25 protein-coding genes and 2 pseudogenes are annotated in these 23285 nt (G+C 34.4%); 6 read left to right on the forward strand and 21 right to left on the reverse strand.

Translation table 11 applies throughout. The annotated features are described in order from the left end of the window. Window positions 1–71: 71 nt before the first annotated feature. From copZ to ACIQZG_RS15705, 5 genes are all read right to left on the reverse strand, one after another. The gene (gene copZ / locus ACIQZG_RS15685) at window positions 72–278 is read right to left on the reverse strand and encodes a copper chaperone CopZ (protein WP_402756422.1); all 207 of its coding nucleotides are present in this window, start codon (window positions 276–278) and stop codon (window positions 72–74) included. Window positions 279–376: 98 nt separating this feature from the next. Continuing rightward, on the reverse strand, window positions 377–706 hold the full coding sequence (locus tag ACIQZG_RS15690) for a metal-sensing transcriptional repressor (RefSeq protein WP_402756423.1): 330 nt from the start codon (window positions 704–706) through the stop codon (window positions 377–379). Window positions 707–839: 133 nt separating this feature from the next. Next, on the reverse strand, window positions 840–1154 hold the full coding sequence (locus ACIQZG_RS15695) for an ArsR/SmtB family transcription factor (RefSeq protein ID WP_402756424.1): 315 nt from the start codon (window positions 1152–1154) through the stop codon (window positions 840–842). A 226-nt stretch (window positions 1155–1380) separates the two neighbouring features. Next, a complete protein-coding gene (locus ACIQZG_RS15700; protein ID WP_402756425.1) occupies window positions 1381–1713 on the reverse strand; it encodes a metal-sensitive transcriptional regulator in 333 nt (110 codons plus the stop codon). 151 nt (window positions 1714–1864) lie between these two features. After that, complete coding sequence (locus tag ACIQZG_RS15705) at window positions 1865–2818, reverse strand: cation diffusion facilitator family transporter (protein ID WP_402756426.1); 954 nt, start codon at window positions 2816–2818, stop codon at window positions 1865–1867. Between the two features lie 710 nt (window positions 2819–3528). Between ACIQZG_RS15705 and ACIQZG_RS15710 the strand changes: the two are divergent. Together ACIQZG_RS15710 and ACIQZG_RS15715 are read left to right on the forward strand one after the other, a co-directional pair. Next, window positions 3529–4161: pseudogene (locus ACIQZG_RS15710) on the forward strand (nitrite reductase). 353 nt (window positions 4162–4514) lie between these two features. Continuing rightward, window positions 4515–5078 (forward strand): cysteine hydrolase family protein, encoded by a 564-nt coding sequence (locus tag ACIQZG_RS15715; protein WP_402756427.1) that lies wholly within the window; start codon window positions 4515–4517, stop codon window positions 5076–5078. A 235-nt stretch (window positions 5079–5313) separates the two neighbouring features. On the opposite strand, the pseudogene ACIQZG_RS15720 reads toward ACIQZG_RS15715, so the two are convergent. From ACIQZG_RS15720 to ACIQZG_RS15735, 4 genes and pseudogenes are all read right to left on the reverse strand, one after another. Then, window positions 5314–5544: pseudogene (locus tag ACIQZG_RS15720) on the reverse strand (transposase-like zinc-binding domain-containing protein); the annotation flags it as partial. 319 nt (window positions 5545–5863) lie between these two features. Continuing rightward, the gene (locus ACIQZG_RS15725; RefSeq protein WP_402756428.1) at window positions 5864–6145 is read right to left on the reverse strand and encodes a DNA-binding protein; all 282 of its coding nucleotides are present in this window, start codon (window positions 6143–6145) and stop codon (window positions 5864–5866) included. 169 nt (window positions 6146–6314) lie between these two features. Continuing rightward, the gene (locus ACIQZG_RS15730) at window positions 6315–7043 is read right to left on the reverse strand and encodes a DUF2812 domain-containing protein (RefSeq protein ID WP_402756429.1); all 729 of its coding nucleotides are present in this window, start codon (window positions 7041–7043) and stop codon (window positions 6315–6317) included. Beyond that, window positions 7040–7357 (reverse strand): PadR family transcriptional regulator, encoded by a 318-nt coding sequence (locus tag ACIQZG_RS15735; protein ID WP_402756430.1) that lies wholly within the window; start codon window positions 7355–7357, stop codon window positions 7040–7042. Before ACIQZG_RS15735 ends, ACIQZG_RS15730 begins: the two co-directional genes overlap by 4 nt. A 599-nt stretch (window positions 7358–7956) precedes the next feature. On the opposite strand from ACIQZG_RS15735, the gene ACIQZG_RS15740 reads away from it, so the two are divergent. Then, window positions 7957–8502, forward strand: coding sequence for a DUF7010 family protein (locus ACIQZG_RS15740; protein ID WP_402756431.1), 546 nt, complete (start codon window positions 7957–7959; stop codon window positions 8500–8502). A gap of 149 nt (window positions 8503–8651) precedes the next feature. Here ACIQZG_RS15740 and ACIQZG_RS15745 read toward each other — a convergent pair whose 3' ends face one another. Further along, a complete protein-coding gene (locus ACIQZG_RS15745) occupies window positions 8652–10892 on the reverse strand; it encodes an ATP-binding cassette domain-containing protein (protein WP_402756432.1) in 2241 nt (746 codons plus the stop codon). Between the two features lie 241 nt (window positions 10893–11133). After that, window positions 11134–11340, reverse strand: coding sequence for an antibiotic biosynthesis monooxygenase family protein (locus tag ACIQZG_RS15750; protein WP_402756433.1), 207 nt, complete (start codon window positions 11338–11340; stop codon window positions 11134–11136). A 90-nt stretch (window positions 11341–11430) separates the two neighbouring features. Here ACIQZG_RS15750 and ACIQZG_RS15755 point away from each other — a divergent pair, with 90 nt between their 5' ends. Continuing rightward, window positions 11431–12117, forward strand: a complete 687-nt coding sequence (locus ACIQZG_RS15755) for an ArsR/SmtB family transcription factor (RefSeq protein WP_402756434.1) — start codon at window positions 11431–11433, stop codon at window positions 12115–12117. A gap of 219 nt (window positions 12118–12336) precedes the next feature. On the opposite strand, the gene ACIQZG_RS15760 is transcribed toward ACIQZG_RS15755, so the two are convergent. Next, the gene (locus ACIQZG_RS15760; protein ID WP_402756435.1) at window positions 12337–12993 is read right to left on the reverse strand and encodes a uridine kinase family protein; all 657 of its coding nucleotides are present in this window, start codon (window positions 12991–12993) and stop codon (window positions 12337–12339) included. Between the two features lie 248 nt (window positions 12994–13241). Beyond that, window positions 13242–14105: a DMT family transporter gene (locus ACIQZG_RS15765; RefSeq protein ID WP_402756436.1), complete on the reverse strand. Its 864-nt coding sequence runs from the start codon at window positions 14103–14105 to the stop codon at window positions 13242–13244. 214 nt (window positions 14106–14319) lie between these two features. On the opposite strand from ACIQZG_RS15765, the gene ACIQZG_RS15770 reads away from it, so the two are divergent. Beyond that, window positions 14320–15000 (forward strand): response regulator transcription factor, encoded by a 681-nt coding sequence (locus ACIQZG_RS15770; RefSeq protein ID WP_402756437.1) that lies wholly within the window; start codon window positions 14320–14322, stop codon window positions 14998–15000. Beyond that, window positions 14990–16228, forward strand: coding sequence for a sensor histidine kinase (locus ACIQZG_RS15775; protein WP_402756438.1), 1239 nt, complete (start codon window positions 14990–14992; stop codon window positions 16226–16228). The genes ACIQZG_RS15770 and ACIQZG_RS15775 overlap by 11 nt, the downstream gene beginning before the upstream one ends. Before the next feature lie 70 nt (window positions 16229–16298). Here the strand turns inward: ACIQZG_RS15775 and ACIQZG_RS15780 are convergent, their stop codons facing one another. The 8 genes from ACIQZG_RS15780 to ACIQZG_RS15815 form a co-directional block, all read right to left on the reverse strand. Then, a complete protein-coding gene (locus ACIQZG_RS15780) occupies window positions 16299–16838 on the reverse strand; it encodes a ferric reductase-like transmembrane domain-containing protein (protein ID WP_402756439.1) in 540 nt (179 codons plus the stop codon). Beyond that, a complete protein-coding gene (locus tag ACIQZG_RS15785) occupies window positions 16828–17742 on the reverse strand; it encodes an FAD:protein FMN transferase (RefSeq protein ID WP_402756440.1) in 915 nt (304 codons plus the stop codon). Before ACIQZG_RS15785 ends, ACIQZG_RS15780 begins: the two co-directional genes overlap by 11 nt. Continuing rightward, window positions 17742–17996 carry a hypothetical protein gene (locus ACIQZG_RS15790; RefSeq protein ID WP_402756441.1) on the reverse strand — a complete coding sequence of 85 codons (255 nt, stop codon included), beginning with the start codon at window positions 17994–17996 and terminating at the stop codon, window positions 17742–17744. The genes ACIQZG_RS15785 and ACIQZG_RS15790 overlap by 1 nt, the downstream gene beginning before the upstream one ends. Before the next feature lie 13 nt (window positions 17997–18009). Then, window positions 18010–18672, reverse strand: coding sequence for a copper amine oxidase N-terminal domain-containing protein (locus ACIQZG_RS15795; protein ID WP_402756442.1), 663 nt, complete (start codon window positions 18670–18672; stop codon window positions 18010–18012). Window positions 18673–18826: 154 nt separating this feature from the next. Beyond that, window positions 18827–19201 carry a PH domain-containing protein gene (locus ACIQZG_RS15800; RefSeq protein ID WP_402756443.1) on the reverse strand — a complete coding sequence of 125 codons (375 nt, stop codon included), beginning with the start codon at window positions 19199–19201 and terminating at the stop codon, window positions 18827–18829. A 148-nt stretch (window positions 19202–19349) separates the two neighbouring features. Then, window positions 19350–20612 (reverse strand): MFS transporter, encoded by a 1263-nt coding sequence (locus ACIQZG_RS15805; RefSeq protein WP_402756444.1) that lies wholly within the window; start codon window positions 20610–20612, stop codon window positions 19350–19352. A gap of 518 nt (window positions 20613–21130) precedes the next feature. After that, window positions 21131–21397, reverse strand: a complete 267-nt coding sequence (locus ACIQZG_RS15810; RefSeq protein WP_402756445.1) for a hypothetical protein — start codon at window positions 21395–21397, stop codon at window positions 21131–21133. Window positions 21398–21511: 114 nt separating this feature from the next. Continuing rightward, on the reverse strand, window positions 21512–23200 hold the full coding sequence (locus tag ACIQZG_RS15815; protein WP_402756446.1) for a methyl-accepting chemotaxis protein: 1689 nt from the start codon (window positions 23198–23200) through the stop codon (window positions 21512–21514). Window positions 23201–23285 lie beyond the last annotated feature (85 nt).

The following is a 23285-nucleotide window of genomic DNA, read 5'->3' on the forward strand; positions in this document are numbered from 1 at the left end:
CTTCCCACCTCTTTATACCACTCAGGGGTATATATTTTTGAAAATAGGAGAGTGCTACGAGAGCACTCCTATTATTTAATATCGTAACCTTGATCATCAATTGTTTCTTTAATTTGATTTAGAGTAACTTGCGCTTCATCAAAAGCAACTTCTACTAAACCTTGTTCTAAGTTTACTTTTACTTGGTCAACGCCTGCTAATGCACCAACGCTACCTTCAACTGATTTAACACAATGTCCACAAGACATTCCTTCTACATTTAATGTTACATTTTGCATATTATTCTCTCTCCTTTAATTTTTTATTATAGATATATTTATACAGTAACGGGGTATATAGAATCTATAAATACCTCTGTACTCTACAAGAAACTTCCTTATTTTTTCATCAACTTCTGAATTGTCACGAGCAACTCGTCTAACACTTCTACGTCACCTTCCGATAAACGATCGACTACGCATCCCTTTAAGTGCCCTTCAAGTAAAATCTTCGCTACACTATTTAAAGCCGACTGAGTAGCAGATAATTGTGTGATAATATCATCACAATATACATCTTTTTCAATCATACCTTTAATGCCTCGAATTTGGCCTTCGATACGGTTTAAACGATTGGATAAATCTTTTTTGACTTTTTCAGAATGATGACTTTTTCGACAAGATGCTTCTTCTGCATGACAAGTAACAACTTCTAAGGTACTTTTCAATTATTCGCCTCCCTACCTCACCTTTATAATACTATACCTACCCAGGGTATGTAAAGTAAAAAAACTTATTTTACAAAGTTTTTTTAGCAGATCATTTTAGCCTTGATATAACTGACTTTCGACATGTCTATTGTCAATGTTTTGCATGGTCAATTGCTTGATGTAACAAATTCATTACATGGTTATCATCACTTGAATAATACAAGGTTGTCCCTTCACGTCGAAATTTTACTAATCGTAAATTTTTTAAAAAACGCAACTGATGAGATACTGTAGATTGTCCCAAATTAAGCGCTTCTGTAATTTCATTTACTGAATGTTCTTCGCAGCACAGTAAATTTAATATGCGAATACGTGTTGGATCACCTAACGCTTTGAATGTCTGCGATACAACAAATAATGTTTCTTCATCTAATTCATGTGTATTAGTTTGTACTTCTTCTTCCATTATATACAACGCCTCCAGTTATTAACAACCCCTCAACATGAGAATATGTTCATATAATAATTAATATAGAAACTTTACCATAGATAGTCAAAGTTAACTACCTTTTAATAAAGACAATGAAATAACACAAGTGGATAAAACTTTATTGTTTTCTCCACCTATATTAGTTGTATGAATGATTTTTATATTACTTATTAAATGGCTAGACGGCACATACTCATATACATCATTTCTTCATTAACTTTTGAACGGTTACAAGTAATTCATCTAATACTTCTTCGTCACCTTCAGCTAAACGATCAACCACACAGCCTTTTAAGTGACCTTCGAGTAAGATTTTCGCGACACTATTCAATGCAGATTGTGTAGCCGAAATTTGTGTAATAATATCATCACAATACACATCTTTCTCTACCATCCCTTTGATGCCACGTATTTGACCTTCAATACGATTTAAACGAACAGTTAGATTTTTCTTCACGCGTTCTGGATGATGACTTTTTCGACACGTGATAGATTCTTCTGTCGAATGATTCAATTCTTCGATATTTTTTTCCAAAATAAAGCCCCCTAACTAGCTATTATCATTATTATACACAAATACGGTAGATAAAATAATAACAGACTTTACGCTTTTACTAATACAAGAACACCTCCGATTAAAGCAATCGAAGGTGTTAATAGATAATATTAGTTATTTAATTACCCACTTAGTGATGATGGTGTGCATGTGCATCTGGAGCTTCTGCTTTAGCAGTACATAAAATCGAATTATCATGTTGATGTGCCCTTGTTTCAAGTTGAATCGTAACATGCTGAATATTTTGATGTAATAAATCATGTTCAATTTTTCGAAGTAATTTTTCACACTCTGCAATTCTCATTTGGTCATCAACAACAACATGGCAGGAAAGCGCATTTAAACCACTTGTGATTGACCAAATATGTAAATCATGCAGACCTTTGATTTCCTTTGTCTGTTCAATCGTTTTCACAACATCTTCGACATTAACATTTTGGGGTGTACCCTCCATCAATACGTGTAGCGCTGCTCTTGTTACATAGTAACCGCTACGTAAAACTAGTCCAGCTACAATAACACTTGCCAATGGATCTGCCCAACCCCACCCAAAGAACATAATTAGTAAGGCTGCAATAATCGCACCAACAGAGCCTAACATATCACTAATAACGTGTAGGTATGCCCCACGCATGTTTAAATTTTCTTCTGTGTCTCCGCCTCGCATCATAATCCAAGCAACTAGAATATTCACCGCTAACCCAATACAACTAATGACCAACATTCCTGTAGTCGCAACTTCTGGTGGGTTCGCAAAACGCTCAATTGCTTCATAAAAAATGAAAAGAGCGATGAGTATAAGCGTCACACCATTAAAGACTGCTGCTAAAACCTCAAAACGTTTATAGCCATAGGTTTTACTATAATTAGCTACCTTCTCGCCAAGTGTAAAGGCAAGTAATGCGATTCCGAGTGAAACTGCATCACTTAGCATATGACCTGCATCAGAAAGGAGTGCTAAACTGTTCGTTAAATACCCCCCTACCGCTTCTACAAGCATATAACTAGTAATAATGATAAAAGAAATCAGTAATATTTTCTTATTTGTACCATGTGCATGATTATGATCATGATGACCAGACATAATAATCCCTCCATCTATTTCTTAATTAAATTCAACAAACATTCAATATATGATTATATGTTCATATACGAATCATATATCCGTTTTTATCTATTGTCAATACATATAATTTAAGGGGTATATGATTTTCACCAATAAAAAATTACCTTTAAAATAAGAAAGAACTCCTTAAAATTAAACATTTTTTATAAAAAATAAATTTTTCATTTATATACCTTACATAGGTATAGTAGTATAGTTGCGGTAAGGTACGGATAAAGATGATTCACTTGCACAGCTGGAACAATCATTTATTAGGTGATCCACTTACTTTTTATACGCACGTTCTACATCTGTGTTAAGTGTATGTAGATCTTCTCAGATTTATTTAATATAAGGAATTTTTTCTCGTCCATATACCCTCTATATGTATAAAAAGCAATAGGACAAGAGATGGCATGCGGTAGCTGTATAAACACAGTTAGCAATAGCATGTATAAAATTGAAGGCAGCATAGCAAATGATGAAAATGCAGTGGAATATGATGATAGCCAAGCAACAATTGAGCTTCACTATTATGCAGTAGTCAATTCAATAAGCTAATAGTCTTTAAAGAAAATTGTGAAACTCATCAATTTAAATTAAAAATGAAAAGGCACTTTCGATAAATTCAAAATTCGGTTCATATCTGCTTCCGAAAATGCTTTTTCAATAGAAAGGTAAATGTTGTTATGACTGAAACAGAAAAAAAATTGGCTGTTAATGGAGGTATTGGCTTTGGTTCAAAACTCAATGCCAAGCAGCTGGTATTACTCGCTTAATATTTAGAGGAGCAAGAATTGGAACTAACGACGTTTCAACAACTTTATATAGAAGTCTTTGAAAGTAATGTAGAATTTATCACAAAAAAGTTTATTGAAGTTGGACTAGCGGTATACCCTGTTTGTAATACCATTAAAAGTTTTCATCACTGCAACTTTTGTAAAGATGAGGAGCAAGAAGGTAAGCCAGTTGCCAAATAAATTAACCGTCGAATCACTGGCAAGCCAGTTCCCTTCACACTTCGCCTAGCTTACGCTGGTTGCCCTATCGGATCTTGAGAACCTCTTGTGAATGATATTGGTGTCTTAAGAGGTAAAAATGGCTATGATCTGTATATTAGCGGTTATCCTAAAGGAGCAGATGCACGAGTTGGCAAGTTAGTGAAAGCTCAACTCCAGCCCGAAGAACTTTATACACTAATCGACAAGGTCGTAGAGATTTATTCTGAGCATGGAAAGAAACGCGAATCTTTTTTTAAATTTGTCAATCGTTACGGTTTTGATACGCTTACAGAACAGTTATTGATGGCAAAACATATTTAATTAACATAAGGCTGTTTTCGCAAAGATTGTTGCTATTAAAACTAAAAAGCAGATTTAATCAACAAAACGTGTAGATTAAATTCTGTCTTTTGTTTTGCTAATTCGTGAATCGAAATTTCAACTAAAGTTCTCCTTTGGTTAAAAACGTTACAATATTTATACAGTTATTTACAATTAACAGAACAAATATGTTACACTTTAATAGTCTGATAATTATAATTAAGACAATTTTTATTTTGGAGTTAGATATTATGACAAACAAAGGAAATGTTAGCTTGAAAATTTATTAAGGGATTACGACTAACTAAATAAACACTTTAGCGTTTCCCTACATTTTGAAAGGGGAAATTTATTTGAATCAAACATTATTAGTCATTGATGTTCAACAAGAATTAATTGATGGGAGTCAAGAAGTAAATCCAATATTCAATAAAGAGCAACTTATCAGGAATATCAATAAAGTAATTGAAAAAGCAAGTGAATTAGGTGTTCAAGTTGTGTTCGTAAGAGATCTTGATGTTGCTGAAGGAGAAGGTAATGGATTTCAAATTCACAATGAAATCAGTATACCCTCTGAATCAAGGATTTTCGATAAATCTGCAACAAACGCCTTTTATAGAACTGGCCTACTTGAACATTTAAAATCACAGCATATTGAACATATTGTGATTATGGGCTGTGAAACACAGCATTGTATAGATAGTGCTGTCAGAACAGCAACTATTAGTGGTTTTGATGTAACATTAGTTGATGATGGGCATTCAACATTGGGCAATGAAGTTTTAAGTCCAGAACAAATAATAAGACACCACAATACTACACTTCACGGTCATTTTAATGTTGATCACTTTTCTATTGTTAGAAATTCAGGGGAAGATTTATTTAGTCCAACTCACAATTCATATAGGGAAAATTAAAAGTAGCACTTAATATATAAATATTTATAATTAGTTTAGATGACAACATATTAGAATCAAACTGTACCTAAACTCACCTGCACGGTAAGTTTAATAATAATCCACTTAAAAAGCATCTAATAAATGGTGCTTTTTATCATTTCTTAATGCTTCAACTGTAAAATAGTTAGATTTTTGACAAGCTGAAATAAGCCTTTCCTCTACCCAATTTTCAAATGGCAAGTTTTTATGTAATCTTACATAAATATCTTTGTCTAGAACGGTATTTACCATTACGTTTAACAGCATTACTTCCACAATGAAGACAACCTAAACCAGACGAAAACTGAAACTCCTTGATCTTAGGAAGTAATCTTTCCATTTTATTTTCTTCTTTAGGATATAAGTCTTGTTTCATTGCGTTAAAAAAGGCTAGTCGATCTGCTTTTTTTAATTCTCCGACTTCTTCATACAAATATCTCCACATTATTGAACGCCTTCTGAAAATGCATTATATTCAACCATACTCAGTATTTTCAAGAGAGCAACAATCGATACGAAAACAGCCTAACATAAAGAAAGACCATTGATGTGGCACAAGATTATCATTAGAAAATGATTGCACATAAAGCAGGTAAAAACTAAGCTCTTGGAAATCACATCAAACAAATGCCTATTTCTGCTTGTCAAAAAAATCGTTGCTGTTAAAACAAAAAGACAGAATTTATCTACAGTATGTGTAGAATAAACACTGTCTTTTTATTTTGATATTTCTTGTATTGAAACTGCTATGCCAATTCATTCATTTACTTATTATTTAGTTCAATATTGTGTAGCCAATCTTGAAACTGTCTTGTTGGGTAGTATGTATTGCCATTCAATACGACATTAGGTGCACCTGGATATTCACGTAATAATTCTTTAATTTCATTTTCACTTAGATTTACATAGTAATGTAATTCATTTTCTTTTAGGAAATAATAATAGCTCGAGCCTTTTTTAGAGTTACCAAAATTTCTTAAACCATCACCTATAAAATAGCCTAAAACAGCTAATCCAACAGCTATCCAAATTAAATTTATCTCCATTTTATCCTCCTATTTTCGAATTTCTTTCTTTTACATGACCTTTCACAACTATCTGCTGGTAAAAGTTGAAGAATATGTTTTCAAGTACTTATTAATTCACCATTTGTATTTATCACAATCCGTTTTAGCTCAATAACAATGTCTAAAACTTTATTATTCGACTCCTACACTACGCATTCTTCCCGCTCATTTTATGCCAAAGAGACATAAAGACCCAAATAACGATTGGAAAGGCGAATGCTCCTGCAATTGGTCCAATGACAGAAGACGCTAATATGTTAACTGAACTGTTAACGTTATATAACAACATAAAAACAGCTATTGAGAAGAGAAAGGCTATTATAGCTTTAAAAAGATTAACTAATCCTTTTTTTTCTTCTATCTTCCACTTGTTTTTATATGTTGCGAATACAGTCAAAGTAGTTGGAAAGGCAATGGCAGTCAAAATAACTGCTATTACAGACATTATTGAATGTAATGTACCAGAGCTTATCATTACTCCTACCCATGCAAGTACTGTTATTAAAACGCACGGAATGGCAAAATGATTCATTGAACGGGCTAAATTTTCATACTTTACGATGGATGTGTCACGGTCACTATAAATCGGTGTTGTATTAGGAAGTGCTCGAAATAAATGAATATCTCCTTCTGAAGTAATATGCGACCATCCAGCAGATGCAAAAAAGTCAAAGTACTCCTCTGCTTCATCCTTTTTCATTGAACGATAATCGACACTATAGATGTAATCTGTGCATTCCCCTTTTTCAAGCGTATACCCCATAAACTTAAATTTACTGACATGCCAACCCTTCAATGAAAATCGGCGTAATTTTTCCATATCCTTATCCTCAGAAAAAGCTAATCCACCTGAAGTAATATACTTTCTTTGTCTCATTCTTCAACCTCCTTTAACCCTGTCTCTGCTAATTGGATCATCAGTTTTCTTAGCTTCATATCTTCTTCTAATACTTCTCTGCCCTTGTCTGTAAGCAAATATGTTTTACGCCTTGAATCTGACCCATCATACAAATATATCCACTCTTGATTTAATAATTTTTTAATAATTGTGTACATCGAAGCAGGACCTATCGTAATAACACCTTCTGTTGTTTCTTCAACTAAGGTCATAATAGCGTAACCGTGCCTAGGTTTAGTTAAAGCAGCCATAATATAGAACATTGAATCCGTTAACTGCTCAGTTTTCTTCAACCCATCACCTTCTATATCTTTTTAAGATATATCACAAAAAGATATATCTACTTTTAAAAAATATATCATGTTGTGATATATCTGTCCATAGTTATATCATAATTTGATACATTAAACATTTTTCCAATTTAATCAAAAAGAACCCTCTCACAGAGCTCTTCTAAACAAATGATGTCCTTATTCATCATCCTTTTACAACCAAACTGTTTCGATCATTGAATAGTAACAATTATTTAGCACTCATCTATTAAACAAGCTAAATAAATACTCATAATAAGAAAATAACAAAACCTTTTCTCTTGTTAAATTAAATCTTAGTTGCTATTAAAGGAGAACTGTTTCAATAAATGGACGTAAACATTCTATAAAAATAACTTTTGGGTGTATCTCATAACAAATTCCATAGCATTCGTTCTATGTATAGGTCCTCGTCTTGTTCAATAAGTTATTTTTATATCTTTGTCATTCTTTTGTTTTCACGTAGTTACTCGTATCGATTGTTAGATTTAGGATTAGGATTAAAATCATTTATAGTAAAGAAAGTTAAATACTGATATATTATTAGAAGCATTACAATAATTTAACAAAGGAGTAAACTTATGAATAAGACACTGGAGGATTTACAAAAAGAAGTTATACTCGAAACAAAAAAAGGGTTTCCCATTTTACTGTCTGGCGCTATCATCTTTTTAATTTTCACCCTTATGCCCTTATTTTTACCAATGAAAGTTGTACATTTAACTTGGATATTTGGCTTAGGCGCCATTTTCCCTATTGGAATTCTAATTAGCACCCTCTTTGGTGTTAATTTATTCGCTACTGGTAACCCGTTAGGCACTTTAGCTGGGATAGTTGCAGCCCCTCAAGCTTTTTATATTCCTGTATTTATAATTGTATATATGAATATACCCGAATACCTTCCCTTCACAATCGGTTTACTTGCAGGATCTCATTTCCTACCATATATGTGGATATATAAAAGCAAAGCTTATTTATTTGTGGTTTTAGGTATTTGTTTCTCCTCTTTAATATTAGGAGGATTCTTTGTTGAAGAAGCATTCACTTTTGTCCCTTTAGCGATTTCAATTGTATATATTATTGGTGTTCTGCTAATTAGAAGGGAACTCAAAGTCAGTCTTGGTTAATCATCATTTTTGTTAACCATTTCTAATTGATGTCTATTAAAAATAATAGATTCCTATAATTGAAGCTACAACGTCCAGAATATCCAATTAGGTATTCGAGTATAAAATAAAAATGAGATAGCTGGTAGTAATCTACCCGCTATCTCATTTTAAATATATTTCGCTGTTATCGACTGTGTACATTGTTTGATGTTAGCTGGTGGACCTTCATACAAAATCTGACCACCTTCTGTACCACCTTGTGGCCCAATATCAATAATCCAATCACTTTGACGAATAACATCTACATTGTGCTCAATCACAATTACCGTATTGTCCTTTTCAACCAATTCGTTAATAATACTAATAATGTTCGATACATCGGATAAATGTAGACCTGTTGTCGGCTCATCGAGAATATAAATATTACCATCCGTTTTTAATTCTTTTGCTAACTTCAATCGTTGACATTCTCCACCTGACAATGTTGATAACGGCTGACCTAGCGTTAAATAGGAAAGTCCAACAGTCTCAAGACTTTTCAATTTGCTTCGAATATCCCTCGCCTCAAAAAAATCTAATGCTTCTAGCACTGTCATGTCCATTACTTCTACAATATTTTTGTCTTTATATAAATAGCCAAGAACGTCTTGACGATAGCGATTACCCTCGCAGTCACTACATTCTGTCTCCATTTTATCCATAAATGATAAATTCAATTCGACAATTCCTGCCCCATTACATGTTGGGCAAGCACCAGCTGAATTATGGCTAAATAAACTACTATCCACTTGGTTTGCTTGAGCAAATGCTTTTCGAATGCTATTCATAATTCCTAAGAATGTAGCGGCATTTGAACGACTCGTTGCGTGTAGAGCGTTTTGATCGATGCGTAAGGCTTCGGGAAAATCCTTAGCAAATACTTGGTTCACTAGTGTGCTTTTCCCTGAACCAGCCACACCAGTTACTACGGTAAATACACCTTTAGGTACACGTAGACTAACATCTTTTAAATTATGAAGACTGCTTTTTTGACTTTCAAAAAACTCTGTTACAAGTCTTGGATTCGAATTAATCGGTGATTGCTCACTTAAAAATTTCGCAGTCAATGTATCTGTTTTAAGTAAACCTTGATAATCCCCACAATACATAATATGACCGCCTTTAGAACCAGCATGTGGTCCTACATCGACGATATAATCTGCAATTTGAATGACATCTGGATCATGCTCCACAACTAGAACTGTATTGCCCTTATCACGAATCTTCACAAGCAAGTCATTTAGTCGATAAACATCACGTGGATGCAGCCCTGTACTTGGTTCATCAAAAATGTAAAGGAGGCCTGTTAAGTCACTTGATAAGTACTTCACCATTTTCACACGTTGAGACTCGCCACCCGACAATGTAGATGTTTCACGATTTAAACTCATATAACCTAAGCCGATATCACATAAATTCGTTAAACGCTCCAAAACACTTGCAATAATAGGCTTGGCTTGTGGTTCTTCCCACGTTTTAAGAACCTCAATAAGCTCTGTTAATTGCATGGCAGTTACATCATAAATCGAGTAACCATAAAGCTTAGAAGAAAGTACATTTTCATTAAAACGCTTACCTTCACAAGCATGACAAGTGCATGAAGTAGTAAAATCTTTTATTATTTTCAAGCTTCTTTTTGAGGCTTCTTTTTCTGTATTGACGGTTTGTCGCATGAATCGGACCACCAAGCCTTCATATGTGGTATTGATATCACTACCAACATATTGCACCTTAATTTTCTCAGGATCAGCATATAAAAACTTTTGTAATTCTTCTTTTGAATAATCTTTTATTTTTTTATTATTATCAAAGAAGCCGGATTCACCATAAACCTTCCATTGATAGGTATCTGGTGAATAGCCTGGTAAAAGAATTGCCCCCTCATTTAATGATTTATTACGATCAAGTGCTGCATCGAGATTTAATGTAATAACTTTGCCGATGCCCTCACACGTAAGGCACATTCCATTTGGATCATTAAATGAATACATATGGCCAGCACCAAGATGCGGCGTAGCGAAACGTGAAAACAGCAATCTGAATAATGGAAGAATATCCGATATTGTTCCTAACGTAGAACGTGCATTGCCACCTAAACGTTTTTGGTCCACTACAACTGCTGTCGAGAGATTTCGGATTTCATCAATTTCAGGTCTGCTGTACCGAGGTAAAAAGGTTCTAATAAAGTTACTGTATGTTTCATTTAATTGGCGTCCAGCTTCTTGTGCAATTGTGTCAAACACAATGGAAGACTTTCCTGAACCAGATACACCTGTGAATACTGTTATTTTCCCCTTAGGAATTTGTAAATCTACATTTTTTAGATTGTTCTCTCTTGCATTGATAAGCTCGATAAATTGTTCGCTCATAGATACCCTCTCTCTCCTAGCATTTTCAAACGAATCGACCTATCCGATTCGGAAAATCCAATCATATCAGTAGTGGATTTGAAATTGCAAATAAAACTTAAAAAGAAAATACCCATAATAACTTTATCACTATCTAACTTACAATACCAAAAACGAATAGGCCCGAATAACTTTACATACTTCAACAATGTATTGGCTGTACCATACTTCTTTTCCTATTAGCTGTGCTACTTGATGTTCTTTATACATTTTCCAAGCTTGAATAGCGTTTAAGATTCCCAATATGAAACTGTAATACCCTGTCTTCTGGATTTCTCATACCTTCCAATCGAATAAATCCAGGAATCTCCCTTACTAATTCTTCTATTCTAGCCGACATGCTATCGTAGCCAGCTTCATCTTTTTCTGTACTTTGGGAAGTAAAGATTACTGCATAATATGTATCCATCCCAATACCTCCTTTTCTTTACTCACCATTGTAAACAATTAACATTACAACTATAATCGAAGTATAGAATGCGAAAAAAGGTGGAACAACATGAGCATTAATCCTAATATGGCAAAAGTAGCCTCTCTCCTAAGTGAGACTTCCCGGGCAACCATTCTCGCAAGCTTGATGGACGGACGTTTTCATACTGCAAGTGAACTAGCCTATATGGCCGGCATTAAACCTCAAACAGCTAGCTTTCATCTAACTAAATTAGTAGAAGGTAAACTCGTTACCGTCGAAAAACAAGGCCGGCATCGCTATTTCCAGCTAGCCAGTGAAGAAATTGCACAGTTTATAGAGTCCTTTCTAGCCATCTCCCCGCTTCCTGAAGTATCCTCATTAAAACAATCAAGTCAAATGAAGCTATTGCAAGAAGCTAGAACCTGCTATGACCATTTAGCAGGAAAATTAGGGGTGGCACTAACCGATTCAATGTTAGAAGCTGGTTATTTGAAGAAAGTAGAAAAAGAGTTTGTCATGACACCTACAGGGGAACAATTTTTTACGGAATTCGGAATTGATTTAAAAACATTAAAAAGAAAACGTCGCTCATTTTCAAACGTTTGTTTAGATTGGAGTGAAAGACGCTATCATCTAGCTGGTGCTTTAGGTCATGGGCTACTTACACACTTTTTGGATTTAGGGTGGATTATGAAAGTTCCATCTATCCGAGCTATTAAAATCACTGATGTTGGGAAAGTTGGCTTTAAACAAGTGTTTCATATCGACGTCTAATAGACAAAACCCCGAGAAGTTAGACTATCTCGGGGTGAAACCTTCCTATTTATTGATATTCGGATTTTATGGTGGAAAAGGACATATGACTCACCCTTCTCCTATTTCTTAATAAGTGTGGAAATGTTCTTTTTGCAGACCAAATCTCCTTTGTTCCTTCTAACCATATATTTGGAGTTGTTTCATCATTCTAAAGATAGCCAACTATCTGGTCCATATTTAATGTTTGAAATGGGCAAATGCATTTTTTTCTATGCATATTGCTTCCGTGGAATTTTTGATAATAAGATCAAAATGCTGACTGTATGGATGCATAAACACTTCGTACTGGATTCTACGTTCTGCATGTGACTGCCATAAATATTGAATGTCGATTCCTCTTTCAACAATATCACGACCTGACCTTCTTAATAATTCCGTTTCGCCATCTGTATAGAAGTAAATTTTCAAATCAAATAAATCAGGATTAATAAATGCGACACTCATACCTTCTACAATTGTAACTTTACTTTTTGAAGAAACCAACGCACTTTTCAGATAATTTGTATCTATTGTATAAAAATCTAAACCGGCTTTTACCATCTGAACGTCTCGTTCTAAAGAAGGCAAATGATGTGCTGCTGGATGACAAGCGGTCATTTTATAATGATGACTTTCGTTTTGATATGTATAGTTAATAACTACATTTTTTCGAATGTCCGAACAAACAATATACGGATCTGTATTAATATAATTTACTTCATTTTGCTTTAGAAGGTTTACAAGCTTATTGGCAAACGTTGTTTTTCCAGCAGCTCCGTGTCCTGAAATGCCAATAACAATTTGTTTATCAGTACCACTAACCCAATCTACGATTTCATGTAATAATTTATCCATCACTTTCTCCCTTTTACTTATTTATTTTCCATTTGATTAATTTGAAATTCATTGGGAATAGTTAAATAGAAATATTTAAGTTGAGTTGATGAGTACCTTCTCCCTCATCAACTCAGCTCCTATTCCTTTGTTCTTCTTCCTTATTTTTAATCTATCTAATATCAGAAAAATTCTCTTTTTCATTATACACGAAACGGAAAATATGATACTAATTAACATAATTTCAAAAGAAAATTCGAGCTATTCTATCATTTTTTCGACTGAGAATTACGATTGACTAAGAAGATACCCATAATAATGAACAAACCGCCAACTAGTAGTGATGGATATAGCGGCTCATCAAGTAATTGCCAACCAGTTAATACACCAAAGAATGGTGCTAAAAATAGAAAGGCACTCGTTTTTCCTGGATCACTTTTTTGTAAAAGATAATACCAGACAGCAAATTGAACTATGGAGGATAAGATGCTTAACCATAGTAAAATAAATATTGAATGACTGTTTACAATGAAAAATGGTTCTTCAAGAGTAATGCTTCCTAGTAATAATAGTAATCCTCCAAAAAGCATTTGATAAGCTGAAAGCACCCACGTATCGAAAAATACGCCCCATTTTTTAGCTAACAACGTAGCAGTCGCCCAGAAAACAGCTGAAAGAATTCCGTAAACGATACCAATCTTAAATTCAATTTGTGCTCCCATTGTAATTACGACACCTATAATACCTAGTACCACACCACCCCATTGATAGACTCTATAGCGTACCTTTAAAAAGATTGTAGCAAAAATTACTACAAGCAATGGGTTCATGAATGTTAGTATGGATGATTCACTTGCCGTAATCGTTCGTAAACTTAAGAAAATACACCCCATTACTCCGGCTGTTTGGAATGTTCCAATAGTAAATATCTTTAGCCAGTCTTTTTTCGTTGTAGGATGCGGTCTTTTTAACACAATAACTACTAATGCCATAATGACCCCTGCAAGTAAAAATCGTAATGCAGATAATAACAATGGTGATGAATAAGGTAAACCAATTTTGACGACTGCAAAAGAAGAACCCATCAAAAATGTTGTTAACAGCAACAATGGTACAAATTTAAAAATATTCATAATTAGCTCCTCCTAATATGTATTGACCAATCTATGGTAATTATAAAAGAGGATTATTTCAGTTCTCATCGAAGTATGGAATACATATCGATTTTGTTCTAACTGTGAAATATTCTACTAAACTATTGGAAAACTTTAATATAGATATTTTCAGCTTAATTTCATTTTCTCAGCGTACAGTATACTGAATATAATTTAACAGGAGGAATTTACTTTGAAAATATTACTAGCAGAAGATGATGCCCGTTTACGAAAAAATATTGTATATATTTTAAAAAGGGAATTTCACCACGTGGTCGAGGTTGATAATGGCCAAGATGCGATAGACAGCACCTTTGTAGAAAGTTATGATTTGCTAATTTTAGACTGGATGATGCCTCTACTAAGTGGTATCGAAGTTTGTCAGCAACTACGTGAAGCGGGTTTTAGTGGCGGTATTTTGATGTTGACTGCAAGAGACGATACAGCTGATATCATTAGAGGCTTAGATAGCGGAGCAGATGATTACCTAGTGAAACCATTTAAAATGGAGGAACTATTAGCAAGAATTCGAGCTATTTTACGGAGAAAAGAAAAAGACATCGAACAAATTATCCAAGTTGATAATCTACTACTACATGTAGATTCCCGCGTTTTCCTATGCAACGATACAGAAATTGAACTAACCAGAAATGAATTTTTACTATTAGAATATTTATTTCTCAATAAAAGTCGCGTGTTAACAAGGGAACAAATTTGTATTTACATATGGGGCTTTGATTTCGAGGTTTCAGATAACTCTTTAGATGCACTTGTCAAACTTGTTCGAAAAAAAATAGATGATGGCCAAGAAAAATCACGCATTCAAAATGTACGAGGCATTGGCTATAAACTGAGGGATAATTGTGTTTCATAAAACAAGATTAAAACTATCATTATTTTATGCAATTCTTTATTTTTTATTTTTTTCGCTTTTCCTCATTATTCTTTATTTTTCGCTGGTTAAGTTGATGGATTCCCAACAATTAGAAGAATTAGAAGCCTACTCTTTAAAACAAGAACATGATTTTTATGAATATATGAATCGTGACCAAAAAAAATTAAGCTATGATCCGAATCGCAATTTTTTCTATTATATCTATACGAACGATCATGTTTTTGTTCACGGTGATGAATCACATAGAGGATTGAATAAAGAGATTGAGAAAATATTTGCAAATAGTAATACTGCTGAAAAAGCAGTACGTCGTATAGAATGGCAGCAAGAGCATTTCCTTCTTCTCAACAAACCTATCGTCGAAAATAATGAGGTTGTTGGATATATCGTTTTAGGAAAATCCGTCACTTCACAACAACACTTTTTCAAAAAAACTATACAGTTACTTGTTCTGTTAACCTGTATTTCGACAGTCTTGATTGGACTACTAAGTTACTATATGGCTGGTAAAGCAATGATTCCTATTCAATGGTCATTTGATAAGCAGAAAAAATTCGTATCCGATGCGTCACATGAATTGCGCACACCGCTCAGTATTTTTTACAGTTCACTTGAAATATTAGAACTCGACGAAGCAAATAACCTAAGTCCTTTTGGAAAAGAGTTAATCCATGACATGAAAGACGAGGCAGAACTAATGAAAGGACTTTTGGAAAAGCTACTATTTTTAGCGCGTCACGATCAGCAACAATGGTTTCAGCATAAAGAAGTTATACAGCTTTCAAATTTAGTAGAGAAAACAGGTGCTAAATTCCAAAAAATAATGCCCCCTGAAATACAGTTTGACACACAGATTGCAGATGGTATTGAGTTACTTGGAGATACTACAAAAATCCAAGAACTAATATATATACTTTTGGACAATGCTATTTCGTACACTAAAAAAGGAAAAATAACGCTGACATTATTAAAAAATAGCCATTCAATTAAAATAAAAGTGAAAGATTGTGGAATAGGTATTCCAGAAAATGAACTATCGTTAATATTTGAACGCTTCTACCGTAGTGATGCTGCCCGCCAAAGAAATGGTACTGGCTTAGGTCTTGCCATAGCGAAAGCAATTGTTGAAAAGCATAATGGAGAAATCTTTGTTTCAAGTATTATAGGAAAAGGTACAACATTCACTATCGTCTTTCCTCTTAAATAATAAAAGTATCAACTCATTTCCATTCTTGGAGGAGTTGATACTTTCTTTTCTTTTCGAGTGATGCTTTATCTTAAGGAGCCACCCCAACTTTTTTTTCTTTGATCATTCGTCTTAGCAGCAATATGAGCAAAGTACAACATGCTGTCACAGCATAAAAAATTATTACCAATGTATTTTCCGTGTCACTACCAACACTTGTGCCATGAAATAAAGACAGGATCCAAGCAGGCAATACAAGAAAGTGCATGTTTTTCCATAAAGGCCGCTTCATTGTTTTAATCCATAAATCTGAAGTCATCAACACAACTATAAAAAAATAAAAAGCAATTGTTCCTAGACCGGATGCTACGGGCTCATACTCAGAGAAAAAAGGTATCAAAATCTCTCCCAAATTATATGGCTCATAGTTATCTTTTAGCAGTAGAAGCATATGACCAAGTAACGTAAACAATCCCATCCATCCTGCATTTTGGTGTATTTGATAAATTAAATTTTTATGTGATTTTACATAAGAAGATTTCCTTAACAGGCCAAAAATGATCGAGATTGTAAAATAAAAATATGCTAGAAATCCAAACAACCTAATCAATTCCCATGTACTAGCTATCATTTGCTCCCCCTCCAGACGTAATCCAATAGCCTTTTTGCCCCTCTTTCACGAGAAAACGAGCACTTCTTTGAAAATTTGTTTCAAACCACTGTTGTTGCTCACTGGCGTCTACTAGAAAACAAAGCTTCGCAGATACTTCGGCATTACACATTGTAGATGTTACGACTGTTGCTTGTATTACATCCGTTTTTGCAACCTCTCCTGTTCGTCCATTCAATAGATGATGCTTTGAAATATTGTTTTGTGTCCAACTTCTAAATATTCGGTTTGAAGTTGCAATTGCGCCTGTTTTAATTTTGATTTGGCTAATCTCTTTATCTATATCTATGGCATCTGCAACACCAATCTTCCAAACTTTCTCCCCAGTAGACCATACTTTTAGATCACCACCACCATCTACCATTCCGTAATCTGGAGCGACTTCATTTTCAAGCCACTCTGCCAGTTTTTCAATCGCATACCCTTTAGCGAAGCCGCCCAGATCAATTTCTTGGTGAGCTACCTTCATAACCTGTTGATTATCTAGAAATTGAAATGGTCTCCCTGCGATAAAATGAGCTTGGGATGATTTTTGTTTGGCCTCTGCAAATGGAAATGACTGATTATAGCCGTGCCGTTCTAGTTGTAACTTCAAATATGGTGAAAATAACCCATTTGATTGTAGATAATAATCATTTGCTAGTCGCAAACAATCGTATAGATGTGAATTTATTCGCAATGCCTCACCTATTTTTAATGTATTTAATTCAGACAGCTCATTGTTTGGTTGGAATCTTGACCACTCTTTTGCTACGTATTGCAGCCATTTTTCAGCTGTATCTTTCCAAGTTGTATTCATCCCCTTAGGAATAGCAATATAAAAATCCGTATTCATTAATTGTAGGGAAAGTGTATCCATCTCCATTATGTTCTTCTCGTTTTTCGTTCACTCTTTATTAATGCTTGATTCACGACTTCCATTTCAAAGTTAGTCCAATCCAGTTGGACTAATTCTTTTTCTTTCTTTGTCATGCTTTCTTCTTGCTCAGCAGTGATTTGAAAAACATTTGAATTCGTTGTCTCAGCTTGTGTTGCATTATTCATTTGTGCAAGTAATACTGCGGATAGCATTACTCCAGACGTACCCAATAACCATTTAGCTTTCTTTGGATCTTTCATGATTTTCACACTCCTATTTGATTAGAGGTTGACATAAGAACTGTTGGTTGTTCTCTTGCCATTCCACAACATATCCTAATCCATTCGTAATAGCACTTATTGGCAAATATAGTTCTCCATTTAATAAGAAAGCAGCTGCAGGTAATGGAGTTTTAACAGCGTTATCATAGACAACATTTGTACCTGAACGAAAAATTAATTCATTCTCTTTATATTGAATAGCTAATATTTTGCTTGTTTTGTAAAAGGTTGTTTTAGCCCCTAAAAGTTGTGCGACCTCTTTTCCTGGCACAAAAAACTCCCCGTTTTTTGGGATGACTGAAAAACTCAACTCATCATTTGTATCCTCTACTTTCAGCTTAACCACTTTTGACGCTGCGAATGGTAAAACCTCTTTTTCTCCAACTAAAGTTCTTGTCCAAATATTCCAAGTTCCTTTATCGTATTCTTCTCCAATCATATTATAGGACTCATAGTCGTCATCATCATATTCATCGTAATCTTCATCATCGTCATATTCATACTCATAACGATCATCATCGTCGTCATAATCCTCGTACTTATTATATTTTTTGTGCACTTTTTCATGGTCATCATCTGCTTGTACAATTACTCCATTTGTAAATGTACAAGCGAATAACATTGCTAAAGCCAACTTGATTCTTTTATTTTTCATTGACACCACTCCTTTCCTTCAAATACATTTTAGGTTATTAATATGAAATGAGTCTGAAATTTCCATATATTTCGCGCAAAACAAAAAAAGTTGCCTCAATTAATTTGAGACAACCTTTCTTGCGTAAAGATTAAAGCAAATAGCGCTACCTTTATTATTTTAATACATATTCCGCCAAAACATTTTGGACTTTATAAATATTGAGAGATTTATTAAATCTTTTTTCAATAATACCACCCGCAGAGATCCATATTTTCATCTCAGCATCTACATCAAAATTACCGGCTGTTTCTACTGAGAAATGTACAATGTTTTTATACGGTATGGAATGGTACTCGATTTTCTTCCCTGTTACGCCTTGCTTATCAATTAAAATAAGCCGTTTATTTGTGAAAACAAATAAATCACGTATTACTTTATATGCATGTTCTACATGTTCTGACTTCGTTAATAAATCTTTAATCTCATTTTCTACTGCTTCTAAACTTGTTTCTGAGGCATTTCCTATTAATCCATCAAAAAAACCCATTAAACACACCATCCCTTTACCAAAATAAAAATTAATCACTGAAAATTGGTGTGAATAATATGATTTCTTGATTTCATCAGCAAGCGTAAAAAATTTTCAGTGTCCACTTAGCTTATTCAGCTTTCATCATAATGTGAGCGCCAGAGGATTATTTTACTTTAAATCTCACCCAGATCATTACTGGTATTAATAGTAAGGCTAAGTATGTACCGATAAAACCTAACATCGCATAACTTGAATATGCCACTACAACACCTGATAAAATGCTTCCGGCAGATCCTGCTAGTGCTACCCAAACGTCTACGGAACCTTGTGTTCTTGCGCGATTATGAATAGTTGTCGAATCGATAATAATGGTAGTCCCACTGATTAAGCCAAAGTTCCAACCTAGCCCTAATAACATGAGTGCAAGTGTTACCCATACCATTGAATCACCAGGTGCAAACGCAGCTACTAAGCCTGCAGCTGCCAATATTATACCCGAGGCAACTACCACAATCGTTCGACCTATTTTATCAACAAGTATACCTGTACCCAAAGATGGTAAGTACATGGATGCAACATGTAATCCAATTACCATTCCAATAGCGCTTAAATTACTGCCATGCCCTTGCATGTGAACAGGTGTCATCGTCATGATAGAGACCATAATGACATGCGACAATATTAAAACAAGTGCCCCCACTAAAATACCAATGCGATTCGCTTTTTTTTGCAAGGCACTCACATTCTCTGCTACTTTATGCTGTTGCTCATCTGCTATTGCTTTCGCTACTAATAATGGATCTGGACGTAAAAAAATGAATAAAGTAAGTCCTGCCAAAATATACGCTACGGCTGCTAGAATGAACGGTCCGGCTAATGCTGGCATACTGATTGCAGTAGCAATTTTACCCATCGGTGTCACTAGGTTAGGTCCGGCAATTGCGCCGAATGTTGTCGCAACCATAGCGATACTTGTAGCTGTGGCTCGCTGCTTGTCATTTGCCAAATCCGTACCTGCATAGCGTGCTTGTAAGTTTGTCGCAGTCCCCGCTCCGTAGATAAATAATGAGATGAATAATAACGCTAAACTGTTAATGTTGGCAGCAATGATTACTCCGATAGCGCCAACTCCTCCTGCTATGAATCCAAAAGATAACCCATAACGTCTCCCAAATCGCTGTGAAAGTTGACCTACGATAAATGCTGCTAACGCAGAGCCGAGTGTAAATAATGCTGCAGGTAACCCCGCAAAACTTGCCGTCCCTAACATATCTTTCGCAATTAGAGCTCCAACAGTAATCCCTGCTGCAAGTCCCGCCCCACCAAATACTTGTGACAACATAACAATTATCAAGGAACGCTTATATAACTTTTGCTGTTCATCTGTGGAATGAACATACTTCTCTATAGAATTTCTATTAATCATATAAACTTCCTTTCTACCCTAATTCCATCTTTAAGTATAATTATAGTTGTTATCTTGATGAAATTTAACAAATATTTAATTTATCACCAAAACATCAATTACAATTGGGTTTATACACTTTACAAAAACTCACTAAAATCCGTACACTCGGAATAACTGGATATGTAAAGTAGCATTCTTCCAAAATAATTATTTAAAAATACAAATTTTCCTTACTCAAACGTCTAAATATATAGAGAGGTGAAAAAATGGATTTTGATCGAATATATGAAGAACATTTCCAACGTATTTATCAATACATCTACTATATGGTATCTGATTCTGGCATTACCCTCATATTCTGTCTACAAATTTGAAGCGTTTAAAATGATTATTACAATTGTAGCATTGGTAATTTACATAATTTTATTATAAAAACTTTACCCTCGCTTAACTTATAATGCTTTAACACTAAAATAAGACACCATTTGATCAACGCTCAAATGGTGTCTTTCCCATGTAGAAACTTCTTTACGTACTTAATCATTTATAATAAATTTCTTCAAAAGCTGTCGCCAGCTCATCCAAAAGACCATTATCAAAACAGCCAATCCTACAAAATCCGTAATTTTCCATAATACAGTTAAAACGATTAAGATAGCTAGCGGAAGAAATATTAGCTTAAATTCACCCAGATTTTTCATTTCACCACTCTTCTTTCCATGGAGATATTTTGTTTCTCTTAGGAAAGATATATGCTGAACCGAAAGAATAATCAACTCTTTTTTGAAAATAATTTTAATCATTGGTAATTAAATTAAGATGTGGTTTGATTTAAATACTCGAACTTTACTACACTACATTTTTCCTTAAACAATAATTTAATGGTATTAGTACTTTCAAAAAATCAAAACAATGAGTTAGACTTTAAACTTTTTGATTTCTTCCTTCACTAGCAGTGCTTCTTCACTTAAAGTCTTGGCAACAGAATTAACTTCATGGATTGCTGCTGTCTGTTCTTCCACAGTAGCTGCAATAACCTCCGATTGTTCTGCAACATTATTCGCTGAGGAAGACATTTCATGTACAGATGCTGCCACTTCTTCGGTACTTGCGGAGACTTGCTGTGTAGAAGCAGATACATCTTCAATCTGAAAAGTCATTTCTTCAATTGATCCCAAGATACCATCAAAGGCGTTTTGTGCATTTTGTATAAACTTAACACCTTCATTGACATTTACCACTGTTATCCCCACAGCCTTTTCTACTGCTTTCGTATCTTGCTGGATGTTTGCGATTAAGCCAACAATTTGATTGGCAGAGCTTTTTGATTCCTCTGCTAGTTTACGGACCTCATCAGCAACGACCGCAAATCCTTTACCATGTTCCCCTGCCCGTGCAGCTTCGATGGCTGCATTGAGAGCTAGAAGATTCGTCTGTTCCGTAATGTCAGTAATTACATTTGTAATAGTGACGATTTCAGCTGATTGTTCACTTAGCTGTTGAATGCGTTCACTTGTTTCGTGAGAAGATTGCTGAATGATTATCATCTGTTTTTCCGCAATATGTAACGTTTTCTCTCCATCATTAGCAATGGACTGTGTGTCAACCGCTTTAGAATGTAGCATTTGTGTTGCTTCTGCGATACGTTGTACACCATGAGCCGTTTCATCCATAGTGCTTGATATTTCTCGTCCAGTATCAGCAGCTTGATTATCACTTAATGCCATTAATTCTACACGTTTAGCAATGTCACTAGAAGTAAGCGATATTTCATCGGTACTAGCTGCTAATTCAGTTGCTGCGGAAGTTGTATGCTCAACATTGGCAGTTACACTATTAATAAGTTTATATAAATTGGACTTCATTAAATTAAATGAATCAGCTAAATGCTTTATTTCGTCTTTTGTTTTAACTTCAATATCCTCTTGACGTAAATCACCTTTAGCAATCAATTCGGCAACTACCGAAAGTTTATTGACAGGCACAATTATTGAGCGCGCGAAAACAAACCCAACAACTACACAAACTACTAAAATAATGACAAATATTAATAAGAACATTTTTTTATTGTTATTTATAAGGTTTTCTACACTTCCTAATGAATTTTGTACTTGTTGAATACTTTCTTGCTGGAAAACACCTACTTTTTCATTAATTTCTGTAGATGTAGTATCAAATTCTAGCATGATTTGATTGCCAAGCTCTGGACCACCCTCGATATACTTAGATGCCATCTTCTTTCCAGTAGCATAATAGGTATCAAAAGATACTTTTATATCTTCTAACTTTTCCATATCTTGCGGATGTAACATATTAAGTTGTTCTAAATTCTTATAAAAAATTTGACTGTATTTCTCAGCTTGTTCAAAACCGTCATCTAAATCATTTTGACCACGTGTTGCACTAATGTCAGTTAGGAATTGTTGAACTTGAACAACTGCTAATTTCATCTCATCCGCTAGTAACGCAGATTGAAGCGTTTCTTCTTTAACTTGCTGAATATGTTCGAGTTGAGATTTTGAATTTTGCTGTTGAAAAATACCCATTATGAATACAAGTAAAACAATAATGCCGAACGCTAATATACTTCTTAATTTAATAGTCACTACATACACTCCTAGTTGTTCTCTATGTAAATTAATACTTCACTAAACGATACACGCTTACTAGTGAAAATAAAAGGGATAAATT

It is taken from the genome of Lysinibacillus sp. NPDC096418, from assembly GCF_044762775.1.
GTDB lineage: Bacteria > Bacillota > Bacilli > Bacillales_A > Planococcaceae > Lysinibacillus.